Below are 20,265 nucleotides of genomic sequence, written 5' to 3' on the forward strand. Positions count from 1 at the left end.
GCATGGGCGGCCTGTCCACGAGTGGATCTGCTGGTAGACGCTGATGCCGTTGCACTCTTCGCAAACGAACTACAGACCGGTGTCCCAAGACCACCTCGAGTTGGCGCCGAACTTCTCGCCGTCATTCCAACCTGTCCCGGAATCGTGCCAGAATTCGCCGAGAACGCCTGCGGGAGGATGGAACTGACTATCTGCGGCGGAAGACGGGTCGGAGTTGGCTTGGCAGTGGATTCGCGTGGTTCGCCACCCGATCTCGGTGAAGAACGCTGCCCAACGAGCTTCGAGCCGGGAACGATACTCCACGCCCCGGTAGAGAGTGGGATACGACCGCATCGCCTGAGCCTACGGTCCTGGCAACCTCCGCGGGCCGCCTGAAAGGAAGCGGTGCACACCGTCGTCTAATCTCGCGGTGTCTCGCCCCTCTGTGCCCGAGTCTTGGCGGTCTCTAATACGATCTCAATCACATGGGAAAATCACGTTGTCGCATCAGATCGGTTGGCAAACCTCAAATACCGTGGCACCGGACATCGCCGACCGGCTTCTCGCGACCGGCATCGGGTGCCTCGATCGGTGCCATGGGCAACCCTATGACAATGCTCTGACCGAGACGATTCATCGTCACAGTGACGAAATATCAAGATGCCACGCATCTTCGGAGGCGTATCGCCACTAGGTAAGGCTGAGCTCACTCAAACCTGCGCGTAGGAAATGCAGTGTTTCGTGAGACAAACTTCGGTGCAGACGGCGTGAGACAAATCTGACAACCGCAGGTCACAGCCACGGCCATATGCAGCGAAACTTGAGAACCTACAGCTCTCTCTTGGCGAGATGCGGCGAACACTTTTCGAGGTCGGCCGCTCCTGGCAGGCAGCGAAGATCAACAAGCGCTCGCGACCCGCGGTGATCCTGCCAAAGTAGGCAGGCGATGCCTGTCGGCCTTCTGCAACAAGTGCTTCTCCGTGTTCTACGACGGCTATCCGCAGAAGGGACGCTGCAGCACCGGCGGCGCCCACTTCGCCCAGGGCTTCGGGTTCGTGCTGCCGCATGCACGCCCCCCGAGGTGAGATCGGCGTTGCATGATCGGCCGCATCCGTTCGCTCGCTGCGCGGTGTCAGTCATGAGACGATCCGCACACTGCCTGAAAAATTAGTCAATGATCTCTCTAGTTTGCCCGCATCCTGCCAGCGGAGGCCAACTGGCGGCTGCAGCGCGGCGTCTCTTGGCGCGACTGCAACCGCGACTGGCTCGAGGGTGAAGGTGCGGACGGCGGCGCGCACGCCATGTCGTGTATGGCCTGGTAAAGACCTCCTTGATTGGCCGAGGAGGCCCCAAAGGACACCGGCCCGGGCCGGCGACCATCGGCGAGCTGGGTGCGCACAGACTCGGAAACCTGCCGACGCGGATCCGTTGCGGCCCGACGGCCCCTTCATCGCCGTGACCCACGCTCGACTGAAAGTTTAGTCAGGACCGATGTAGGCTCTCCGGGTGACCGGCGCGGTGCGCTGGACATCGAATGCGCCTGACGGTCAGGCGACGCGGTGCCGGCGCCTGCCTGAAACGGCGAGGAGATGCATGTGATGGTCAGACGAAAGTTTCTGCAGTTCAGTGCGGCCGCGATGGGAGCACTGCTGGCAGCGGCATGCACCGACCCCACCGATGCGGTTGCGGGAGACGACCGCGGCCAGGATGACGAGCGCACCTGGCGCATGCCCGAAGAGGGGGATCCGCACAAGCGGACCTGGATGGCTTTCGGTGCGAGCGAGGCGATTTGGGGTGCTTCGTTGCTTCCCGAAGTCCAGCGCAACCTGGCCGGCATCGCCCAGACGATCGCGCAGTTCGAGCCGGTGTCGATGCTGGTCCGGTCAGAGGACCTCGACCTGGCCCGTGGCCTCGTCGGCCCGTCGGTCGAGCTCATCGAGGCACCGCTCGATGACCTCTGGATGCGCGACACCGGGCCGGTGTTCGTGAAGGGCAACGGGACCAAGGCCGGCGTCAACTTCAACTTCAACGGCTGGGGCGAGAAGCAGGACTACGACGAGGATGCCGGTGTCGCCGATTTCGTCGCAGAGCGCGCGGGTGTGGAATCGCTGCCCACTGACCTCGTCCTCGAAGGTGGCGGCATCGAGGTGGACGGTGAGGGCACCGCACTGATCACCGAGAGTTGCGTGCTCAACAAGAACCGCAACCCGGGATGGTCGAAAGCCGATGTCGAGGCCGAGCTGGGCCCGCTGCTGGGACTGGACAAGATCATCTGGCTACCCGGAATCAAGGGCAAGGACATCACCGACGGTCATACCGACTTCTATGCCCGCTTCGTCCGCCCGGGTGTGGTGGTGGCCGGTCTGGACACTGACCCGGATTCGTGGGATCACGATGTGACCAAGCGTCATCTCGACATTCTCAAGACCGCGACGGATGCCCAGGGCCGCAAGCTGGAGGTTGTCGTGCTCGAAGCGCCGAGTGTCGTCCGGCCCGAATTCGAATCCGACGACTTCGCCGCCGGCTACATCAACTTCTACGTCTGCAACGGCGCCGTGATCGCACCCGAATTCGGTGACCCGCAGACGGATGAGGCCGCCAAACAGGAATTGGAGCGGCTGTTCCCCGATCGCCGCGTCGTGCAGATCAACATCGATGCCATCGCTGCCGGAGGTGGCGGCATTCATTGCACCACCCAGCAGGAACCCGTCGACTGAGGCCGACCATGATCAAGGATTCCTGGGAAGGGGAGGTCGGTGTCTGATCGTCAGACGATGATCCTGGACGCGGCGATCCGGGTGATCGCCCAAAGCGGTGTCCGCGGGCTGCGGGTCGAGAAGCTTGCCGCCGAGGCAGGCATCTCCACCGCGTTGATCTACTACCACTTCGGAAGTCGGGCAGGGCTGATCCGCCGGACTCTCGAACACATCAACGATCGCGCCGCCCGCTACACCGGGCAAGCTCTGGCATCGAAAGATCCCCGGGCACAGATCGAACAGATGCTGTTGCTGGAGATCCAGGGCACGCCGACGGTGCGCGAGAACAGCATCGCCTGGGGCGAGTTGCGAGCCAGCGCCGTCTTCGACGGCGAGCTGCGTGAGCAGCTGCGCGACGCGACCCAGCAGTGGTCAGCGGATCTGCGAGAGGTCATCACGATGGCCCAAGACAGCGGCATGGCAGATCCCGGCATCGACCCGACCGACGCCGCCGAACGACTCACCGCGCTAGTCGAAGGTCTCAGCGAACGATGGCTGAGCGGATCGATCACCCTCGAACGCGCCCAGCACCTCCTGGCCGGGGCCATTACCGCCGAACTCGGGCCGGCCCGCCGGTCGCAGCAGGGCTGACACCAGGGATGCACCGCTCGGCTGGGCGGCAATCGCAGTGGCGCATGAGTAGACATCGCCGGTGCCAGTTCGTAGCCTGTCCGGGACATACCTAGCCGGACCACGATCGGTCCCCGCACCGAAGGATCGTGACAATCCGAATGACCCGGGTACGCCGTTCACTTCGGCGAGCGGCGTACGGCTCGGCAGCCGCGGTGCTGGTGCTGGGGATGTCGACGGGTGACGTGTTGGCGGACCCCGCGGCCGACGCACTGTCCAAGCTCAACGACTTGTCGCGTCAGGCGGTCGAGAGTCGCGATGCCGTCACAACGGCCCAACGCGACGCCGACGCCAGAATGGCTGCCCAGACAGCGGCAGAAGACCGCCACCGCGCCGATCTCACGGCCCTGGATGTCGCGAACGCCCAGCTGCAGCCCCATCAGGCCGCTGCCAACCGGGTGGCGGCAATGACCTACATGAGCGGCGGCACCGGTCAAATGGCGGCGGTGCTGACCGCGGGCTCCCCGCAACAGCTGATAGGCCACCTGTCCCTGCGGCGGGTGGTGGCCACAGAGGCGACCGAACAGATGAAGGCTTTTCAGGCAGGACGTGAGCGCGCGGCCGCCGCCGTCCGGGCCTCAGAGGTATCGGCCGCCGAGGCCCGCGCCGCAGCCGAGCGGTCGGCCGCGGTGCGCTCAGACCTGCAGGCGAAATGGAGTGAACTGCAGCGTCAGATCGCCGCCGCGGAGGCGCAGTACGCCGCGTTGACTCCAGGTCAGCGGGCGGTGATCGACAACGCGGCCGCGGCGCCGCCCGTCGATCTCCCGGAGTCGTTACCCGTCGGCGTCGCGTCCGAGGCCGGGTTGCAGGCCAACACCATCGTGGCCGCCCGGGCCGTCAGCGCGAGGTTTCCCCAGATCGCCGACATCGATGGGGTGCGGCCGGATTCGAAGCCCTGGCATCCCAGCGGTCTGGCGATCGACATCATGATCCCCAACCCCAGCAGCCCCGAGGGCATCGCGCTCGGAGACGAGATTCTCGCGTTCGCGATGAGCAACGCGGCCCGATTCGGGTTACAGGATGTGATCTGGCGTGGCACCTACTACACGCCATCGGGCCCGCAGGCATCTGGTTACGGTCACTACGACCACGTGCACATCACTACGACACCTCGCCACTGACCCACGGCTCGGCAACTCCCCGCAAAGTGTCTAGATGCGCCCGCCGGGGAACATCGTCTTGACGGCCTGAGTCATGGTGTTGCGTGCGGCCGCGGCGTCGCCGGGTTCCAGGGAGCTGATCGCCATGACGTAGCGGCGTTCGGGTCCGATCGCGCCGGTGGACACGTGCAACTGGTTGGAGCCGTTCCAGCAGCAGAACCAGCCCTGCTTGACCGCGACCGGCTCGGCATAGAGCCCGTCGGGAATGCCGAAGCGCTGGGGGTAACCGTCGGTTCCCGTCGGCGTGGATTGCGCGAGGTTGCTCATGATCACCTCGGCCTGCTCGGGGGGCAGCCCACCGCTGCCGTCCAACAGCATGTCGTAGTAGCGGACCAGGTCGCTTGCGGTGCTCTGCGTGACGTCCCAGTGTCCGTTGTAGGGCGCTGTGGTGCCCTTCAATCCGTACCGCGCAACGATGCGTGAGATGACGGCGTTTCCTCCACTGCGGTCCCAGAAGGTCTGGGCCGCACCGTCATCGGAGGAGCGCAGCATGATGTCGAGCGACTTGCGGTCGGCAGGAGACAGTTTCGTCTCGCCCTTCGATTCCTGCAGCAGCAGGTCGTCGGCGATGAACAGCTTCACCACAGAGGCGATCGGGAACGGTTGGTTGGCGCCGTTGGAGATGATCTGGCCGGTGTCGCGGTCCAGCACGACGACCTCGATGTCGGCCCCTGATGTGGCCGCTTCCGTGGTGGCCCGACGGGTGCGGACGTCGAGGTCGTCCAACTCGGCCGGCGGAGTCTGAGGAAACACGGCACGTGTGCCCAGCGGCGCGACACCTGTTGCCCGGGCGGTGTTCGCAGGGCTTGACGGCATGCTCGTGACCTGCGCCTGACAACCATTGACGAGCATCGCGGCACCGAGGACCGCCATGCTCGTCATCGCCCGCTTGGACAGTCGCCGCCGCATACGTCTCCCGAAGATTCTGAGCCAGGTGAGCCGGGATGGACGCTGCGCCCACCGGTTATCCCAGCTTAACCGGGCATTGCGCAGCCAGCGACACGGCCCGGATCAGCCGGGGTTGCGCGGCCGACTGCGAGTGGACGGACGATCGCCGGCATGCGGCGCCACGCGTCGTCTCGAGCCGCGACCTGGAAACCGCAGGCGCGCATCAACTCAACGGTGGTGCGGTTGCACCGGCAGCCGCAGGCGAAGCGGCGCCACGGCTCGTGCAACGTGTCTTGGCACGCCGCCAGTAGGCGCGAACTCGCCCGCACGTGTTCGATGAACAGCAACTGCCCCTCCGGGCGGAGTACGCGGGCAATCTCGCGCAGCGCTCGTTCCGGCTCGTCGACCGTGCACAGGGCGAGCGTCGAGACGACGGTGTCCACGGACGCGTCGGCGAGCGGTAGATGTTCAGCCGGCGCATCGACGATCCGCGCCGCGCAGTCGTACTGCGCGACACGGCGCGAGAGCCGCTTGCGCATGCCGGGCTCCGGCTCGGTGAGCACCACCTCGGTCACTGCCTCCGGATAGTGCGGAATGTTCAACCCGGTCCCGGCGCCGATCTCGACGACGTTCCCGTAGGCGTGGCTCAGCAGGGTGCTGCGCCGACGGCGCATGCCGGCGACCTCACCCAGCCAGAGGAGCGAGTCGTACGCGAGGGCGAAGGTCCGCAGCCATGTCGCAGACGACGGACTCGGCTGGGATTGGGTTCCCGGTTGAGGAGCGGCGATCTCGGTCATGTCCCAAACGTAGGAACGGCCGCATCGTTCGCGCATCGCCCGATCCGGCCATCTTCTGCCGATGGCCCGTTTCGGCTATCTCACAGGAGGCCGAGCCGGCCGGCTTCCGCGACGGCAGCGGTTCGTGAGGTCCGGCCCAGCTTGCGGCGGATGTTCGCGACGTGGCGGTGAACGGTGTGTGGGCTGAGCACCAGGTGATCGGCGATCTCGCGGTCGCTGAGACCGCGTGCGACGCAAGCGAGGATCTCCTGCTCGCGACCGGACAGTACGACCTGTTCCGGCGCGCACGCCTGGTGCGGTGGCGGCTGACCCGGGGCCAGAGCCTCGCGGCACGCGCGGACGACGGAATCGACGTCACCGTGCCACGGGAAGTGAGCGCTCCCTTTCAACGGGATGAATGCCGCGTTCGGGATCGCGGCAGCCACCTCGCGCCCCAGCTGGTACGGCACGGCTCGGTCGTCCCGGCGATGCACCACCAGCGTCGGAGATCGGACGAGCGCAAGATGATCGCCGACGTCGAGGCGATAGACCATGGCCAACAATGCGGCGGCGGTCTCGGCCGTCGCCGCCTCTCGCTGCAACCTGGCGAAGCGGTCCTGATCGTCGCCGTCGGCCCCGCTGAGGAAGATGTCGCTGAGCAGGCGTGAACCGAGCCCCCAATGTGCTTGTAACGCAGTCAATATCGCGTCTCCCACACCCGGCGCCGTAAGTGCCGCCCCATGCGGGTACGACCCGTACAACACCAAGCGCTCGACGCGTTCGGGGAACGCCGCGGCGAATGCCACAGCGGTGCAACTGCCGGATGAACCGCCGATGAGCGAAACGCGCTCGAGCCCCAGCTCGTCGAGCACCGTACGCAGTGTCGAGACTTCGCAGTCGAGGTTCAGATCGGACTCGAGCAGCGTGCGATCCGACATGCCGACGCCGAGCCGGTCGTAGCGGATCAAGGTGTATCCGTCGGCGACGCCGTTCCAGAATCGCCGGTAGTCCGCATCCTGCCAGTCGAGTTCGAGGTGACTCACCCACCATGCCGGGGCCACCAGCGGTGGTCCTTGCCCGCGCACCTCGTACGCGATGCGGCGGCCGCTGACGCGCAGAAACTGGATCCCGGACTTTTCCAGCACGCCCACGAGCGTAATCCGGTCCCTACCTCGACGGTGTCGTCACGGATGAAGGTTCCACTGGCCGACATCGGCGGCCAGAGCGTCGTTGACGTCGACTTCGAGCCCGCCGACCACGGGGCCCGGATTCGACACGGTGCTCACTATGCGTTGGTAGAGAACCGCGGCGGGGTGAACCTTTCCGCCAGACCAGGACCGGGTCTGCCACGCCCACGCCTTGCCCGGTGTGCCCGACCGCCCGACAACCCCATCGGCTATGGCCCACTGGCACGGGTTGATACCCGCGTAGATGCCGGTGCGCTGCACGCCGATCACCGAGTTGATTCCGCGAAACCACGGCAGCGCGACGGTGTTCCAGGTGTTGCGGTCGATATCGTCGTCGACGCTGAAGAAGACCGGGGCGCTCTGGCCGCCACCTGCGGCGGTGTGCAGCTGCCAGGCGGTGCGAGCGTCGGCGACGCCGCCGGCCAAGCCGCGCGTGAAGTCCGACGGTGCCGTCCCGCCCGGCTTGCCGTATTGGTAGTTGCTGACGATCACCAAACCGGCGGCGGTCAGCTCACGGGCGTAGGGCAGGGTGATCGGCTTGGCGCCCATGGAGGAGCCGGGCCGTGAAGTCGAGACGTAGTTGATCACCCCGGAGTGGCCGGCGGCCCGGATGTCCCGCGCCGGGATCTGGCGCATGGCGAAGTCGATCAGCGTGGGGGCGGCGGCCGATGCGACGGGCATCGCTGCCGATGCCACGCCGAGACCGGCCAGCGCTGAGGCCGCAGCGGCGTAGCGCAAGGCGTCACGCCTGGAAACCTGCACGGCGTGATGTTAACAAAGTGACGGCTGTGACTCTTGTTGCCTCACGCGCCGGTTTCAGTTCGATGCCGCACCGTTATCCAGCCGGTGCGGGCATCACGACAACAACAAGGCGACCGCCGCGAGCAGCACTGCGGCAGCGACGAATGCCACCGCGAAGGCTGCCCAGCGGTTGTTCCTGACCCAGATCCGTACCGACGGCACGGTGATGTAGATGTGCGGTTCCGCGCTGACCATGGAGCCCCCTCATGCTGTTGTCGCCAGGCTACGGCGCCGGTGTCACGTCCGTCCCGGCACCCTTGACCGACGCTTTGGCGCGATTCTCGGCACGTACCGATCTCTTGCCCCGCACGAACCCGGTCGGGGAGATCGACACCGACAGCAGTGCGTTCTCGCCGTTGACGAACGGGTGGAACCCGACGCCGGCGCCGCCCCGGCCCTTGACCGGGATGTCGGCGACTTCGGTGACCTTCCAACCTTTTTCGGAGATCGACAGCATCGCCTCGCCGTTCTGGCATGAAATCGGCAGCGCGGCAACCACTTCGTCGCCGTCGCCCGCCAGCTTCACCCCGGCCACACCGTTGCCGGCCGCGCCTTGGGGATTCACCGCGGCGGGGTCGATCCGCAGGATCTTCCCGCGGCGCGTCACCAGGGCCAGGTGGTAACCCTCGGCGAGCACACCGGAGCGCAGCAGCCCGGTGATGTCCGGCGCCACCGGGATGTCGCGGATCTTGAACGGCAGGCCGTTGCCGGTGGTGAACTTCACCCGCCCGTCGGTCCAGACCGCCCAACCGAGACCTGAGGTGAGCAGGTCGCCGTGGCTGTCGGAGAACACCCCGCGATCGTCGAGGCGCCATGCGGCGTTGACCTTGCGCTCGCGCGGCCCGTCCTCGTCGGCAGACGAGGCCACGGGCGTGGCCTCTGAGTCCAGCACGGTGCGGCGGTCGAACTCGGGCCCTTTGAACAGTTTGGCGGTCTCGACGAGTTCCTTGTCGATCACCACCCGGCGCGCGTCGGGGTTGGACACCAGCTCGGTCAGCTCTGCGAACTCCGCGTCGAGTTTGTCCGCCTCTGCCTGCAGCTCGATCACGTCAAGCTTGGTAAGCCGGCGAAGCTGCAGTGCCAGAACGTAATTGGCCTGCTCTTCGTCGATGTCGAAGTGTTCCTGCAGACCCTGGCGGGCGTCGTCGACGGTGTCGGAACCGCGAATGACCGCGACGGCGGCGTCGATGTCGAGGTGGATCTTCATCAGGCCGGCCACCAGGTGCCTGCGGGCGGTGACCTTCTCCAGCCGGTACTCGCTGCGGTGCAGCACAACAGAATCGCGCAGGTGCAGGAAGGCGCCGATCAGTTCGCGGACGTTCCACCAGCGGGGCACCCGGTCCTCGTCGAGCGCGACCAGGCTGGCGGCGAAGGTCGACTCGAGCGGGGTCAGGGCGAGCAGTTGCTCGCGGATCTGCTCGGCGCTGTAGCCGCGTTTGGCGGTGACCAGGATGCGCAGTCCGTTGCGGCGGTCGGTCAGGTCCGACATGTCGGCCACACCCGACATCTCGCCGGATTCGACCAGGGCCCGGATCCTGTCCTGCACAGTGTTACTCGCGACGCCGGGTGGCAGCTCGGTGATGATGCAGTTCTTGCCGTCGACGGACACCGTGCCGCGTACGGTGAGCGCGCCGCGGCCGGTGGTGATGTACTCCCGCAGCCCGGCGGTGCCGACGACGGTGGCCCCGCATCCCCAGTCGGGGCCGGGGATGAGTTTCAGCAACCGGTCGTCGGTCATGTTGGGGGTTTTCAGCAGCGCCCGGCACGCGGCCATGACCTCACGCGGATTGTGCGCGGGCACCTTGGTGGCCCAGCCCTCGGCGATGCCCATGGCGCCGTTGCACAGCAGCACCGGCCACTGTGCCGGCAGCATCGTCGGCTCGGTCCACTCGCCGTCGAACGTCTGCACCATCGGCACCGCGTGGTCGTTGAGTTCTGCGGTCAGCGCGGCTCCGGGTGCCGACAGCCGCATCTCGGTGTACCGGTCAGCCGCGGGAATGTCACCTTGGATACGCGGGAACGCACCTTGTCCGTCAATGACTTTCACACGCTGGAAGTCAGCGGCCATCAGGGCGGCGGCACCGTACATCGACGCGCCACCGTGCGGGTGCAGGTTGCCGGTGACGGCCGAGCAGATCTTCGAGGACTTCTGCGGCTTGTTTCCGGGTTGCAGTCCGGAGTCGTGCATCTGGTAGAGCAGACGCCGCTGACCCGGCTTGAGCCCGTCGAATGCCGACGGGATGGCGCGGTCGCTGACGCTGTAGAGCGCGAAGGTCAGCTGGTAGTGGTTCCAGTAGTCATCGGCGCTCTGGTCGAGGACCAGGTCGGGGTTCTGTTCGATGAGCGATGTCACGGCCGGTCTCTCCTACGTCCCTAGCTCAAGTCCAGCGTGGAGGTGTCGACGCGGGCGGCGACATCGGCCATCCACGTACGCCGGCCCTCGGGCGGCCCGCCGAACAAGGTGTGGTGCAGCTTCTTCTCACCGTCATCGAGGTGAACCCGAATCACTGTGCGGCGCTGTGGATCCAGCACGGTGTTCCAGAAGTCGTCGGCGTCCATCTCGCCGAGACCCTTGTTGCGTTGCACCTCCACCTTGCGCTTGGAGGTGGCTTTCAACTGGGCCACGGCAGTGTCGCGCTCGGACTCGTCCTGGCAGTAGATCCGCTGTGTGCCGTCCTTGACCACGAACAGCGGCGGCAACGTCACGTAGACCATCCCGGCCTCGACGAGCGGCCGGTAGAAGTCGAGGAACATCGAGATGAGGCTGGAGTTGATGTTGCCGCCGTCGGGGTCGGCGTCGGAGGCGAACAGGATCCGGTCATACCGGCACAGTTCGGGGTCACAGCTGTCCCGGATCCCGCAGCCCAGGATGCGTTCGATCGAGTCGAACTCGTCTTTGGCCCGCGCCTTGCTCAGGGCGAAGCCATAAACGTTGGGCGGCTTGCCTTTCAGTGGGAAGGCCGCCTGAAACGTGGCGTCGCGTGCCGCCTTGATGGTGCCCAGCGCCGAGTCGCCCTCACACAGGAACAGCTCGGCACCGGACCCACGACCGGTCTCCCGGCTGGGCAGCAGTTTGGGCGGCAGCGACAGATTCGTGCCCAGCCCTTTGGCTTTCGACGCGGCACGAGAACGGGCCTTGGCGCCTTCGGCGCTGCGGCGGGCCCGGGCCGCTTCCAGTGCCAGCTTCGTCCACAGCGTGACGGCGTCGCCGTTTCCGGGGTTGGCCGCCCAGATGGTGACACTGCGCGCCACATCCGGGGCCATCGCCACGTTCAGCGATCGTGACGACACCGCGGTCTTGGCCTGGGAGTCCCATGCCACGTCGGGTGCGCGGGTGTCGACCGCCAGTGCGGTGACGGCGGCGAAATCCTGTGCCTCGGGCCCGTCCTCGCCTTTGGCCAGCCCGAGGTCGCGGATCCGGGACGCGCGGTCGGCCAGGGCTTCGGAGAACCCCTTCACCGCAGCGGTCAGGTGTGACCCGCCGTTCGGGGTGCGCACGGTGTTGCAGAAAGCGGCCACCGTCGCGGGTTCGGCCGGGCCCGCGGTCAACGACCAGCGGAACGGGGTGGGGCCGCGTCCGGTGGAGTATTCACCGCGGCCCTCCACCACCGCGCGCACCCCGGGCAGGGGAGTGCCTGCGGCGGTGCACATCAGGTCGAGCAGGGTATCGGTGCCCCAGGGGCCGCTGAACGGCTCGAGCAATGCGGGCGGGATGTCTTCGCCCGGCCAGCCTTCGTCGACGACGATCAGGTTCACCCCTGGCGACATCCGCGATGCGGCATGCGCCCGCAACAGCACCTCCCCGACATCCAGGCTGGAGTCGGGCACCACGGCCGGGTCGAACAGAATGCGCACTTCTGTGCCGTGTGCGTCGGGCTTACGGTTACCGGCGCCGCGCAGCTTCTGCGTGTCGGCACGGGTGAACTCCGCGTCCGGGTCGAAGTCCTTCCCGTCGAAGACCCCGGGGTAACCGTGACCGAAGCTCTGCAGGTAGGTCTTTCCGGCGCGGCGCACCGTGACGTCGGTGCGGGCGGAGATGAACACCGCCGCGGCGGCCCCGATCCCGTTCAATCCGGCACCCGTGCTGGTCGCGTCGCTGTGGGCGGAGAACTTGCCGCCCGCCCGAGCGGTGCCCAGTGTTTTGACGATGCCGTTCTTCCCGGTCACCGGGTCGGAGTCGACGGGCAGGCCGCGCCCGTCGTCGGCGACGCTGACAGATCCGTCGGCGTGCAAGGTGATGGTCACGGTGGACCCGCCGTGGCTGGGATCGGCGACCTCTTCGATCGCGTTGTCGACCAACTCGCGCAACGCGGTGTTGAGCACGTCGAGGCCCAAGTTCACCGCCGGCCGCAGGCGCGTGTGCTGGACATCATCGAGCTCGGTGATGTCCGCGGCGTTGTAACTCACTGCTGGTCCTTTCCACCAACCACTCCGGATCCCGCGGGTGGCCTAAGCATTCTGCCTTGGTCCGCCGACGCCCCGTCTCACCGCCGCGGCTGAAACGGCGCTGAACCTGGCGATGCGGGCTGAGATCCCGGCAAATGCGACGATGAGGCCATGACCGCAACGCTTGTCGCGAAGAATGTGGCAGGCGGATTCGCCCACCGCACGCTCTTCGAGGGGCTGGACCTGACCGTGGCACCCGGCGACGTCGTCGGGGTCGTGGGGGTCAACGGTGCGGGCAAGAGCACACTACTGCGCATCCTCGCCGGAGATCTCACTCCGCTCGAAGGTGTGGTCAATCTCGCTCCGGCCGACGGGTTCGTCGGGTGGCTGCCCCAGGAGCACGAGCGGGTGCCGGGGGAGACCGTCGCGGCCTACATCGCGCGCCGTACAGGTTGCACCGCGGCCACCCTGGCGATGGAAGCCGCGGCCGAAGCCTTGGCGGATCCGGCGGCCGATGCCGACGCCTACTCCACCGCGCTGGACCACTGGCTCGCCACCGGCGCCGCCGACCTCGACGAACGGTTGCCCGGGGTGCTGGCCGACCTGGGGTTCGATGTCGACGCGGTGCGGCCGGAGTCGACCCTGATGACCGCTCTGTCGGGCGGGCAGGCGGCGCGAGTCGGACTCGCGGCGCTGATGTTGTCGCGCTTCGACATCGTCCTGCTCGACGAGCCGACCAACGATCTGGACCTCGACGGACTGGCCCGGCTGGAGGATTTCGTCCGGGAGCTCCGCGGCGGCGTGGTGCTGGTCAGTCATGACCGGGAGTTCCTGTCCCGCACCGTAACCCGCGTCCTGGAGCTGGACCTGGCGCAGAACAGAACCACCGTGTACGGCGGTGGGTACGAAAGCTATCTGGAGGAACGGGAAGTCGCCCGGCGGCACCGCCGCGAGGAATACGACGAGTTCGCCGAGAAGAAGGCCGATCTGGTGGCGCGGGCCCGAACCCAGCGGGAGTGGTCGAGCCAGGGTGTTCGCAACGCGATGCGCAAGGCGCCCGACAACGACAAGAACCGGCGCCGGGCGCAATCCGAGTCCAGTGAGAAGCAGGCGCAGAAGGTTCGGCAGATGGAGAGCCGGATCGCCCGCCTGGAGGAGGTCGAAGAGCCTCGGAAGGAATGGGAGCTGCAGTTCAGCATCGGGGCCGCGCCCCGGTCGAGTTCGGTCGTGGCGACCCTCGACAATGCTGTTGTGCGGCAGGGCGATTTCGTCCTGGGGCCGGTCACGTTGCAGGTGAACGCCGGCGAGCGGATCGGGATCACCGGTCCCAACGGAGCAGGCAAGTCGACGTTGCTGCGGCTACTCCTCGGCCGCCGGCAACCTGACGAGGGACGCGCGAGCATGGGTGCGAACGTCGCCATCGGCGAAATCGACCAGGTCCGTTCTGTTTTCACCGGGCCCGATCGGCTCGTCGATCGGTTCGAGCGGCACGTGCCGGATTGGCCGACGGCCGATGTCCGGACCCTGCTCGCGAAGTTCGGGCTCAAGGCCGACCACGTGGAACGTGCGGTCGACGATCTCTCTCCCGGTGAGCGCACCCGCGCGGGCCTGGCGTTGTTGCAGGCCTGTGGCACGAATGTGCTGGTGCTCGACGAGCCGACCAACCACCTCGATCTTCCCGCCATCGAGCAGCTCGAGCAGGCCCTCGAAAGTTATGACGGTGCCCTGCTTCTGGTGACGCATGACCGTCGAATGCTGCAGAACGTCCGGTTGGATCGCTCGTGGTCCGTCGAAAACGGCCAGGTGGCGGAGTTGTAACCCGAGCAGACGAACGCTCAGCGCCTCGTTTCGTACCTGGTCAGCACCACGCCGCCGGGGAACGTCCGCGTCTCGACCATGTTCAGGTTCACCCAGCTGTCCAGCGCGGTGAACAGCGGCGTGCCTGCTCCCACCAGGACCGGGTAGGTGGCCAGCATGTACTCGTCGATCAGCCCGGCTCGCATGGCAGCCCCGGCGAGCGTTGCGCCACCGATGCTCATCGGGCCGTCGTCTTCGGCCTTGAGCCGGGTGATCTCGGAAACCGCATCGCCGGTGACCACGCGGGTGTTCCAATCGACCTTCTCGATCCTCGAAGAGAACACCACTTTCGGTGTATCCCGCCAGTTCCGGGCGAACTCGATCTCCGCCGGGGTTGCGTCGGGCTGCTGGTCGCCGGTCGGCCAGTAGGAGCTCATCGTCTCCCAGAGCTTGCGGCCGTACAGTGCCACGCTGCTGGCGCGGTCGTGGTCCAGCCACCACTGGAACAGTTCGTCGCTCGGTGGCCCGCCCCAGGCGATGTCATCGCCGGGCGCGGCGATGTAGCCGTCCAGAGTCACGTTCATGCCGTAGCGCAGCTTGCGCATGGTGTCAGCCTCCCGGATGTTGGTCTCAGGCGTAGTGACCGGTGCAGTGCGAAAAACTCATCGGTGTCCGGGGGCCCTGATCCAGACGGCCAACCCGGCCGCCGACAACGCCAAGGCGATGGCGGTCAAGATCGCGTCGATGCCCGCGCCGGTCCCCATCCCGCCGAGTTGGAGCACCTCCAGGACGGTGCCCGACACGGCGACGCCGACGCCGGCCAGCGTCACCAGCGCGGTCAGGGTGACTCCGGCTGCCTCGCCGGCTCGCGCCGGCGGGACCACCGCTTGAGTGGCGACCGTGGTGTACGCGTAGACGAATCCCATGGTGAAGCCGCACGCCGTGAGCGCAATCGTGTACCCCACCCACCCGCCGGAAAAAGTCAGTACGGCAAGGGAAATCGCGGCCGCGATACATCCGGCGGCCATCACGCGGACGGGAGAGGACGCCGATGGCAGCCGGCCGGAGAGCGTGCCTCCCAGCGCGGCGCCGGCCGACGGCCCCAGGAACACCACGCCCGCCATCAGTGGATCGAGACCGCGGACCTGTTGCAGATTCAGCGTGGTCAGGAAGACCGTGACCACGTACGCGATATTGGCGACGGTGCCGGCAACGACGAGCACCGCGAAGCCCGGGTTGCCGAACAACCCGAGGTCGACCAGCGGGTGGCGCGTTCGTCGTTCGACTGCCACGAACGCCGTGAGCAGGGCAACCGCGGCGATTCCGGCGCCGATGGTCGCCGGCGACAGCCAACCCCAGGTGGGCGCACGATCGAAAGCCAGGGTGAACAGGCCGATGCCCGCCGTGATCAGCGCCAATCCACTCACATCGATTCGGCGCGGGGCACTTTCGTCGAGACTCTCGGGGATCACGCGGGCACCGATGACCAGCGAGATGAGGGTGAAGGGCACCAGCAGCCAGAACACCGCGCGCCATCCAACCGTTTCGGTCAGCACGCCGCCCACCAACGGACCGGCAGCGTTCCCCAGCCCGGCGATGCCGTAGGCCGTGCCGATGGCCCTGCCCGAACTGGCCGCGGGGTAGGCATTGGTCAGGACGCTCACCGAGACCGGAAAGATCATCGCCGCCCCGATACCCTGCAGCGCGCGGAACCCGACTATCGCGGCCGGCGTCGGAGCCACGGCGCACAGCACCGACGCCACCGCGAACAGTGCGATGCCGGACAGCAGCACACGTCGTCGGCCGAATATGTCTGCGATGCGACCCGCGGGCACCATGAAGGCGCCCAGCGTCAGCATGTAGATGCTCACCACCCATTGCATGTCGGTGGTGCTGCTGTGCAGATCCGACGCCATCCGGGGCAGCGCCAGGTTCACCGCGAAGTAGTCGATCTGCACGCAGAACAGCGCGATGGAGATCGCCGCGAGTATCCAGCGAGTCAGCCCGGCCACCCCATCTCCAGGGGAAACTGGCCCTCGATCAAATGACGTTTCAGGACCTTCCCCGTGGCGGTTCGTGGCAGTTGATCGACGAACGTGACGTCCCGCGGAATCGAGAAGCGGCTCAGGCGGTTCCGGACATAGTTCTTGACGGTGTCCGCGTCGAGTGACGCCCCCTCGGTGCGGACCACGAACGCCGCAAGGCGCTGGCCGAACTCCGGGTCCGGAACGCCGACCACCGCCACGTCGGCGACCTGTGGCAGCACGGCGATGGCTTCTTCGACAGGCCGCGGAAAAACGTTCTCGCCGCCGGAGATGATCATGTCGTCGTCGCGACCGGCGACGAAGAGACGTCCGCTGCCGTCGAGGTATCCGAGATCGCCGGTGTCCATCAGCCTGTCTTCGACGGCAGGCGATGCGGCATTCGTGTAACCGTCGAACAGCATGTCGTTGCCGACGAAGATGCGACCGACAGCGCCGGCCGGCGCGATGGCGCCCGCGTCATCGAGGATGGCGATGCGGGTGCCCAGTGGTGGCCGGCCGGCCGTGGTCGGGGCGACGCGCAGGTCGGCGGGATCGGCGATCGTCGCCCAGGACACCTCGGTGGATCCGTAGAAGTTGTAGAGAACGTCGCCGAAGATCTCCATGAACTTGGTGACGGCTGCGCCCGGAATCGGCGACCCGCTGCTGGCGACCACCTTCAGCGACGAGGTGTCGTACCGGTTGACCACGGCGGCGGGCAGCTCGAGAATGCGCTGCAACATCACCGGAACCAGGATCACCACGGTGCAGCGGTGGCGCTCAATGGCTTTGAGGCATTCTTCGGCGCCGAACCGGTCCATCAGAACCACGGTCGCCAGCAGCGGCGTGCTCACTTGCAGCGCGGCCAGACCCCAGGTGTGGAACATCGGGGCGCACATCAGCATCACCTCGCCGTGACGCAGCGGCATGCGCGACAACATCGCGGCGATGGCGCCGAAGCCGGGTGGCGTGGGCCGTCGGGCACCCTTGGGCGTGCCGGTGGTGCCCGAGGTGAGCGCGACCAGTTTGCCGGGTTGTTTCGGCGGTGCCACCGGTGCGGCGCCGGTGCCGGTGGAGATGAGATCGTCGATCGAACGCCGGTGCCGGGTAGCCGAATTGGCGTGGATCGAGATTCGCGGGATGTCCGCGGAGACGTACCGCACCTCCGGTTCGAAGTCGCCGTCGAGGAATATGGCGTCGACGTCGTGTCGTTTCACGATCTCTTCGATCGCCCGGGCGGCGAGGCCGGTGTTGAGCAACACCAGGTCCGCTCCCAACTTGCTCGCCGCCACCATGCACTCGACCATCGCCGAATGGTTGCGGGCGAGAACCGCGAACGTGCTTTCGCTGCTGAAACCGATCACCGCAAGGCCCGATGCCAAGCGGTTGGTGCGCTCGGCCACGTCCCCGTAGGTCGAGGTCCCGTACCGGTCGATCGACGCGATTGTGCGCGGTGAGCGCGCGGCGGCAGCGGTGAGCCCGCCCGCGAGCGTGAATCCCCATTTGGCGAGCGAATTGAGTTGGCGAAGACCACGATCGGGTCGAGATGCGCGCACCACACCGCTGGTGATCATGGTCTTCAAGACGTTGAGTTGCAGGGATCGCCCGTCGCCCATGTTGACCAGTTGTGAGGACGGCTTACCCGCAAGGGAGTCCGAGATCCGCTGGAGGCCGTCGTGGATCCAGCTCTCGATGGCACTGTCGCTGGCTTTCGCGATGTCGGGATGCAGGGTGCCGACCGCGAAGATCCGCAATGCGATCCGAGCGCCGGCCCCTTCGGGAGTCAGGCGAATCGAGGCGAAACAGCGACCCGTCTGCGTCGCGTCGAGGCGCAACTCCATGCCCGACAGGCGGACTGTCCGGCGCATCTCCTGCACGACGACGGCACCGCGGGAGGTGGACAGGCGCACCTCGAAGAGATTCGGGTCGCCGGCAACGTGTTCGCACGAACCGAGGCCACGAAAGAACCGTGGGTACAGATCCGGCGCCGCCAGGATGGACCAGATGTCCGGGCATGGGTGATCGAGCGTCGTGTCGACGGCGATCACGTCTCGGGCCACGGTGGTTTCTGCCAGGGGGTCGGTAGTTAGCTGCGACTAGCCATTGTGGTTCATCTGTCCCTGGCACGGGCCTGTTTCGCCGACGAACGCAGATGTAACCGTTTCCCTGAGCAAAGTTCGATGCCCGGCGAATCCGGGGGATTCCGCAGGTAGGCGTTGGACGACGGGCGTCGAGTCCGATGATTACCCTCGATATGGCCGAGTGGCATTTCCGATATCGGGCGGGGGTGGAGTTGCGCCAGATCCGCGGATACGCTTCGGTCCGTGACGCGATCCGCTTCGCGGCGTGAAGTCCTCAGGTATGCAGCGCTGTTTGCCCCGGCTTTGGCAGTTCCGGGTGCGCTGGCCGCGTCGGTCGGCACCCAGACGGCGTCCGCCGACGGTCTGCAGCTCGTCGATTTCGCCGACCGGCTGGTCCAGCCCGAACAGATCAAGTCCGCGGGCTTCGGGGGCGCGCTCGTCTACGTTTCCGAATTGCGGCCGGGGGCCACGTTCGATTTCAAGCCGGTGACCCGCGACTACGCCGACCGCCTCCGATCGGCCGGACTGCAGGTCGTCAGCTGCTACCAGTTCGGCAAGCCCGGGTGGCCGACGCCGTCGGACTTCACCCGCGGCTACGACGGGGGAGTGGCCGACGCTCAGACGGCACTGAGCCTGCACACCGCGGCCGGGGGGCCGGCGTCGGCGCCGATCTTCTTCAGCGTCGATGAGGACATCGATGCCAAGACGTGGAAAAGTCCGGCAGTCCAATGGTTTCGGGGAATCAACTCGGTGCTGGGGGTTGGCCGCACCGGAATCTACGGTGGCCGTAGCCAATGCGGTTGGGCCATCGCCGACGGTGTGGTCGGCGCATCGACCAGCCCGGGTCATCGGTGGGCGTGGCAGACCAAGGCATGGTCGCGGGGGGAGCGTGAACCGGCCGCCGTACTGTTCCAGAGGGAAGTCGTCACCGCGTCCGATCCGGGCTTCGTGATCGACGGCATCCATGTTGACGTGAACGACGTTCTCGCAGCCGATTACGGCCAATGGGATCTCGCCAGATAGGAGTCACCGTCATGAGCAACACCGACGTGCTGGACGCTGCCGCAACCACGGGAACGGCGATGGAGCAGGCCGTCGCGGTCTTCATGCTGCACCCGGAGAACTTCGGTGCCAGCGTCGCCGCCGGGTATGAGAACCCGTTGGCCGGCTACGTCGCCGGCCGTGGCGGAGTGCTCGGTGAGGCCTCCGGCGCCACCGTCAGTGCCGTCTTCGCGGTGTTCGAACCCAACGGGCTCGCGGCGATGTGGGACGAGGGTGTCGCGGTGCGCGGTGCTGCCGGTGCGGCGCAACAGTATTGGGAGCAGGCAGCCGAGTTCGGACGCAAGTACCTGTCGGGTGCCCAGGGCCTTGATCGGGTCGCGGCGCTGGGGGAGAAGATCATCGCCGCGACGCCGATCGCGGGGCTGCCGTTGTTCGCCGGCTGGCGTGCGATGCCGCTGGCCGACGATGCGGCCGCCCGCGCGTTGCAGGTGATGTTCGTGCTCCGCGAACTGCGCGCCGGGGTGCACTTCAATGCGCTGACGATTTCCGGTATCGCCCCGGTGGAGGCGCACATGCTCAACAAGGGACCGCAGTACACCACGATGTTCGGCTGGCCCGAGCCGTTCGCGGACGGCGCGGACAAGAAGGACCGCTACGCGGAGATCGAGCAGGTCACCAACCGGCGAATGGCGGAGATCTTCACGGCCGCTCTCGATCCGGCCGAGGCCGGGGAACTGGCCAAGTTGAGCACGGAGGCACTGGAGTCGTTGAAGGCGAACGTCCCGCGGTGAGCGGGATCGT

16 protein-coding genes are annotated in these 20,265 nt (G+C 66.8%); 6 read left to right on the plus strand and 10 right to left on the minus strand.

Annotated features, from left to right (window positions below; all coding sequences use genetic code 11):
- The first annotated feature begins 1,577 nt into the window (after positions 1-1,577).
- The 3 genes from ACNQVK_RS04920 to ACNQVK_RS04930 all read left to right on the plus strand — a co-directional run bounded on the left by ACNQVK_RS04920 (position 1,578) and on the right by ACNQVK_RS04930 (position 4,486).
- Positions 1,578-2,696 (plus strand): agmatine deiminase family protein, encoded by a 1,119-nt coding sequence (locus ACNQVK_RS04920; protein ID WP_418028623.1) that lies wholly within the window; start codon positions 1,578-1,580, stop codon positions 2,694-2,696.
- A 39-nt stretch (positions 2,697-2,735) separates the two neighbouring features.
- Positions 2,736-3,326: a TetR/AcrR family transcriptional regulator gene (locus ACNQVK_RS04925; RefSeq protein ID WP_418028624.1), complete on the plus strand. Its 591-nt coding sequence runs from the start codon at positions 2,736-2,738 to the stop codon at positions 3,324-3,326.
- Positions 3,327-3,466: 140 nt separating this feature from the next.
- The gene (locus ACNQVK_RS04930) at positions 3,467-4,486 is read left to right on the plus strand and encodes a glycoside hydrolase (RefSeq protein WP_418028625.1); all 1,020 of its coding nucleotides are present in this window, start codon (positions 3,467-3,469) and stop codon (positions 4,484-4,486) included.
- Positions 4,487-4,516: 30 nt separating this feature from the next.
- Here ACNQVK_RS04930 and ACNQVK_RS04935 read toward each other — a convergent pair whose 3' ends face one another.
- The 7 genes from ACNQVK_RS04935 to ACNQVK_RS04965 form a co-directional block, all read right to left on the minus strand.
- Positions 4,517-5,434 carry a serine hydrolase gene (locus tag ACNQVK_RS04935; RefSeq protein WP_418028626.1) on the minus strand — a complete coding sequence of 306 codons (918 nt, stop codon included), beginning with the start codon at positions 5,432-5,434 and terminating at the stop codon, positions 4,517-4,519.
- A 65-nt stretch (positions 5,435-5,499) separates the two neighbouring features.
- Positions 5,500-6,210 (minus strand): class I SAM-dependent methyltransferase, encoded by a 711-nt coding sequence (locus ACNQVK_RS04940; RefSeq protein WP_418028627.1) that lies wholly within the window; start codon positions 6,208-6,210, stop codon positions 5,500-5,502.
- An 80-nt stretch (positions 6,211-6,290) separates the two neighbouring features.
- Positions 6,291-7,334: an alpha/beta fold hydrolase gene (locus ACNQVK_RS04945; RefSeq protein ID WP_418028628.1), complete on the minus strand. Its 1,044-nt coding sequence runs from the start codon at positions 7,332-7,334 to the stop codon at positions 6,291-6,293.
- Between the two features lie 39 nt (positions 7,335-7,373).
- Complete coding sequence (locus tag ACNQVK_RS04950; RefSeq protein WP_418028629.1) at positions 7,374-8,138, minus strand: DUF1906 domain-containing protein; 765 nt, start codon at positions 8,136-8,138, stop codon at positions 7,374-7,376.
- Positions 8,139-8,231: 93 nt separating this feature from the next.
- The gene (locus ACNQVK_RS04955) at positions 8,232-8,372 is read right to left on the minus strand and encodes a hypothetical protein (RefSeq protein ID WP_418028630.1); all 141 of its coding nucleotides are present in this window, start codon (positions 8,370-8,372) and stop codon (positions 8,232-8,234) included.
- A 28-nt stretch (positions 8,373-8,400) separates the two neighbouring features.
- Positions 8,401-10,530: a DNA gyrase subunit A gene (locus ACNQVK_RS04960; RefSeq protein ID WP_418028631.1), complete on the minus strand. Its 2,130-nt coding sequence runs from the start codon at positions 10,528-10,530 to the stop codon at positions 8,401-8,403.
- A 20-nt stretch (positions 10,531-10,550) separates the two neighbouring features.
- Positions 10,551-12,584, minus strand: a complete 2,034-nt coding sequence (locus ACNQVK_RS04965) for a toprim domain-containing protein (protein ID WP_418028632.1) — start codon at positions 12,582-12,584, stop codon at positions 10,551-10,553.
- A gap of 150 nt (positions 12,585-12,734) precedes the next feature.
- On the opposite strand from ACNQVK_RS04965, the gene abc-f reads away from it, so the two are divergent.
- On the plus strand, positions 12,735-14,381 hold the full coding sequence (gene abc-f / locus ACNQVK_RS04970; protein WP_418028633.1) for a ribosomal protection-like ABC-F family protein: 1,647 nt from the start codon (positions 12,735-12,737) through the stop codon (positions 14,379-14,381).
- Positions 14,382-14,398: 17 nt separating this feature from the next.
- On the opposite strand, the gene ACNQVK_RS04975 is transcribed toward abc-f, so the two are convergent.
- From ACNQVK_RS04975 to ACNQVK_RS04985, 3 genes are read right to left on the minus strand one after another with little or no spacing between them, the layout of a single operon-like run.
- Positions 14,399-14,965 (minus strand): dihydrofolate reductase family protein, encoded by a 567-nt coding sequence (locus tag ACNQVK_RS04975; protein ID WP_418028634.1) that lies wholly within the window; start codon positions 14,963-14,965, stop codon positions 14,399-14,401.
- A gap of 57 nt (positions 14,966-15,022) precedes the next feature.
- Positions 15,023-16,372 (minus strand): MFS transporter, encoded by a 1,350-nt coding sequence (locus tag ACNQVK_RS04980; RefSeq protein ID WP_418028635.1) that lies wholly within the window; start codon positions 16,370-16,372, stop codon positions 15,023-15,025.
- On the minus strand, positions 16,360-18,441 hold the full coding sequence (locus ACNQVK_RS04985) for an AMP-binding protein (RefSeq protein ID WP_418028636.1): 2,082 nt from the start codon (positions 18,439-18,441) through the stop codon (positions 16,360-16,362). Before ACNQVK_RS04985 ends, ACNQVK_RS04980 begins: the two co-directional genes overlap by 13 nt.
- Before the next feature lie 264 nt (positions 18,442-18,705).
- Between ACNQVK_RS04985 and ACNQVK_RS04990 the strand changes: the two genes are divergently transcribed.
- Together ACNQVK_RS04990 and ACNQVK_RS04995 are read left to right on the plus strand one after the other, a co-directional pair.
- A complete protein-coding gene (locus ACNQVK_RS04990) occupies positions 18,706-19,485 on the plus strand; it encodes a DUF1906 domain-containing protein (protein WP_418028637.1) in 780 nt (259 codons plus the stop codon).
- Between the two features lie 11 nt (positions 19,486-19,496).
- Positions 19,497-20,255 carry an SCO6745 family protein gene (locus ACNQVK_RS04995; RefSeq protein ID WP_418028638.1) on the plus strand — a complete coding sequence of 253 codons (759 nt, stop codon included), beginning with the start codon at positions 19,497-19,499 and terminating at the stop codon, positions 20,253-20,255.
- Positions 20,256-20,265: the final 10 nt, after the last annotated feature.

The organism is Mycobacterium sp. 134 (assembly GCF_048282715.1).
Classification (GTDB): domain Bacteria; phylum Actinomycetota; class Actinomycetes; order Mycobacteriales; family Mycobacteriaceae; genus Mycobacterium; species Mycobacterium septicum.

Coding starts and splice junctions, on each gene's coding strand:
- ACNQVK_RS04995 (WP_418028638.1), top strand. CDS start 19,497: ATGAGCAACACCGACGTGCTGGACGCTGCCGCAACCACGGGAACGGCG.
- ACNQVK_RS04975 (WP_418028634.1), bottom strand. CDS start 14,965: ATGCGCAAGCTGCGCTACGGCATGAACGTGACTCTGGACGGCTACATC.
- ACNQVK_RS04920 (WP_418028623.1), top strand. CDS start 1,578: ATGGTCAGACGAAAGTTTCTGCAGTTCAGTGCGGCCGCGATGGGAGCA.
- ACNQVK_RS04935 (WP_418028626.1), bottom strand. CDS start 5,434: ATGCGGCGGCGACTGTCCAAGCGGGCGATGACGAGCATGGCGGTCCTC.
- ACNQVK_RS04930 (WP_418028625.1), top strand. CDS start 3,467: ATGACCCGGGTACGCCGTTCACTTCGGCGAGCGGCGTACGGCTCGGCA.
- ACNQVK_RS04955 (WP_418028630.1), bottom strand. CDS start 8,372: ATGGTCAGCGCGGAACCGCACATCTACATCACCGTGCCGTCGGTACGG.
- ACNQVK_RS04940 (WP_418028627.1), bottom strand. CDS start 6,210: ATGACCGAGATCGCCGCTCCTCAACCGGGAACCCAATCCCAGCCGAGT.
- abc-f (WP_418028633.1), top strand. CDS start 12,735: ATGACCGCAACGCTTGTCGCGAAGAATGTGGCAGGCGGATTCGCCCAC.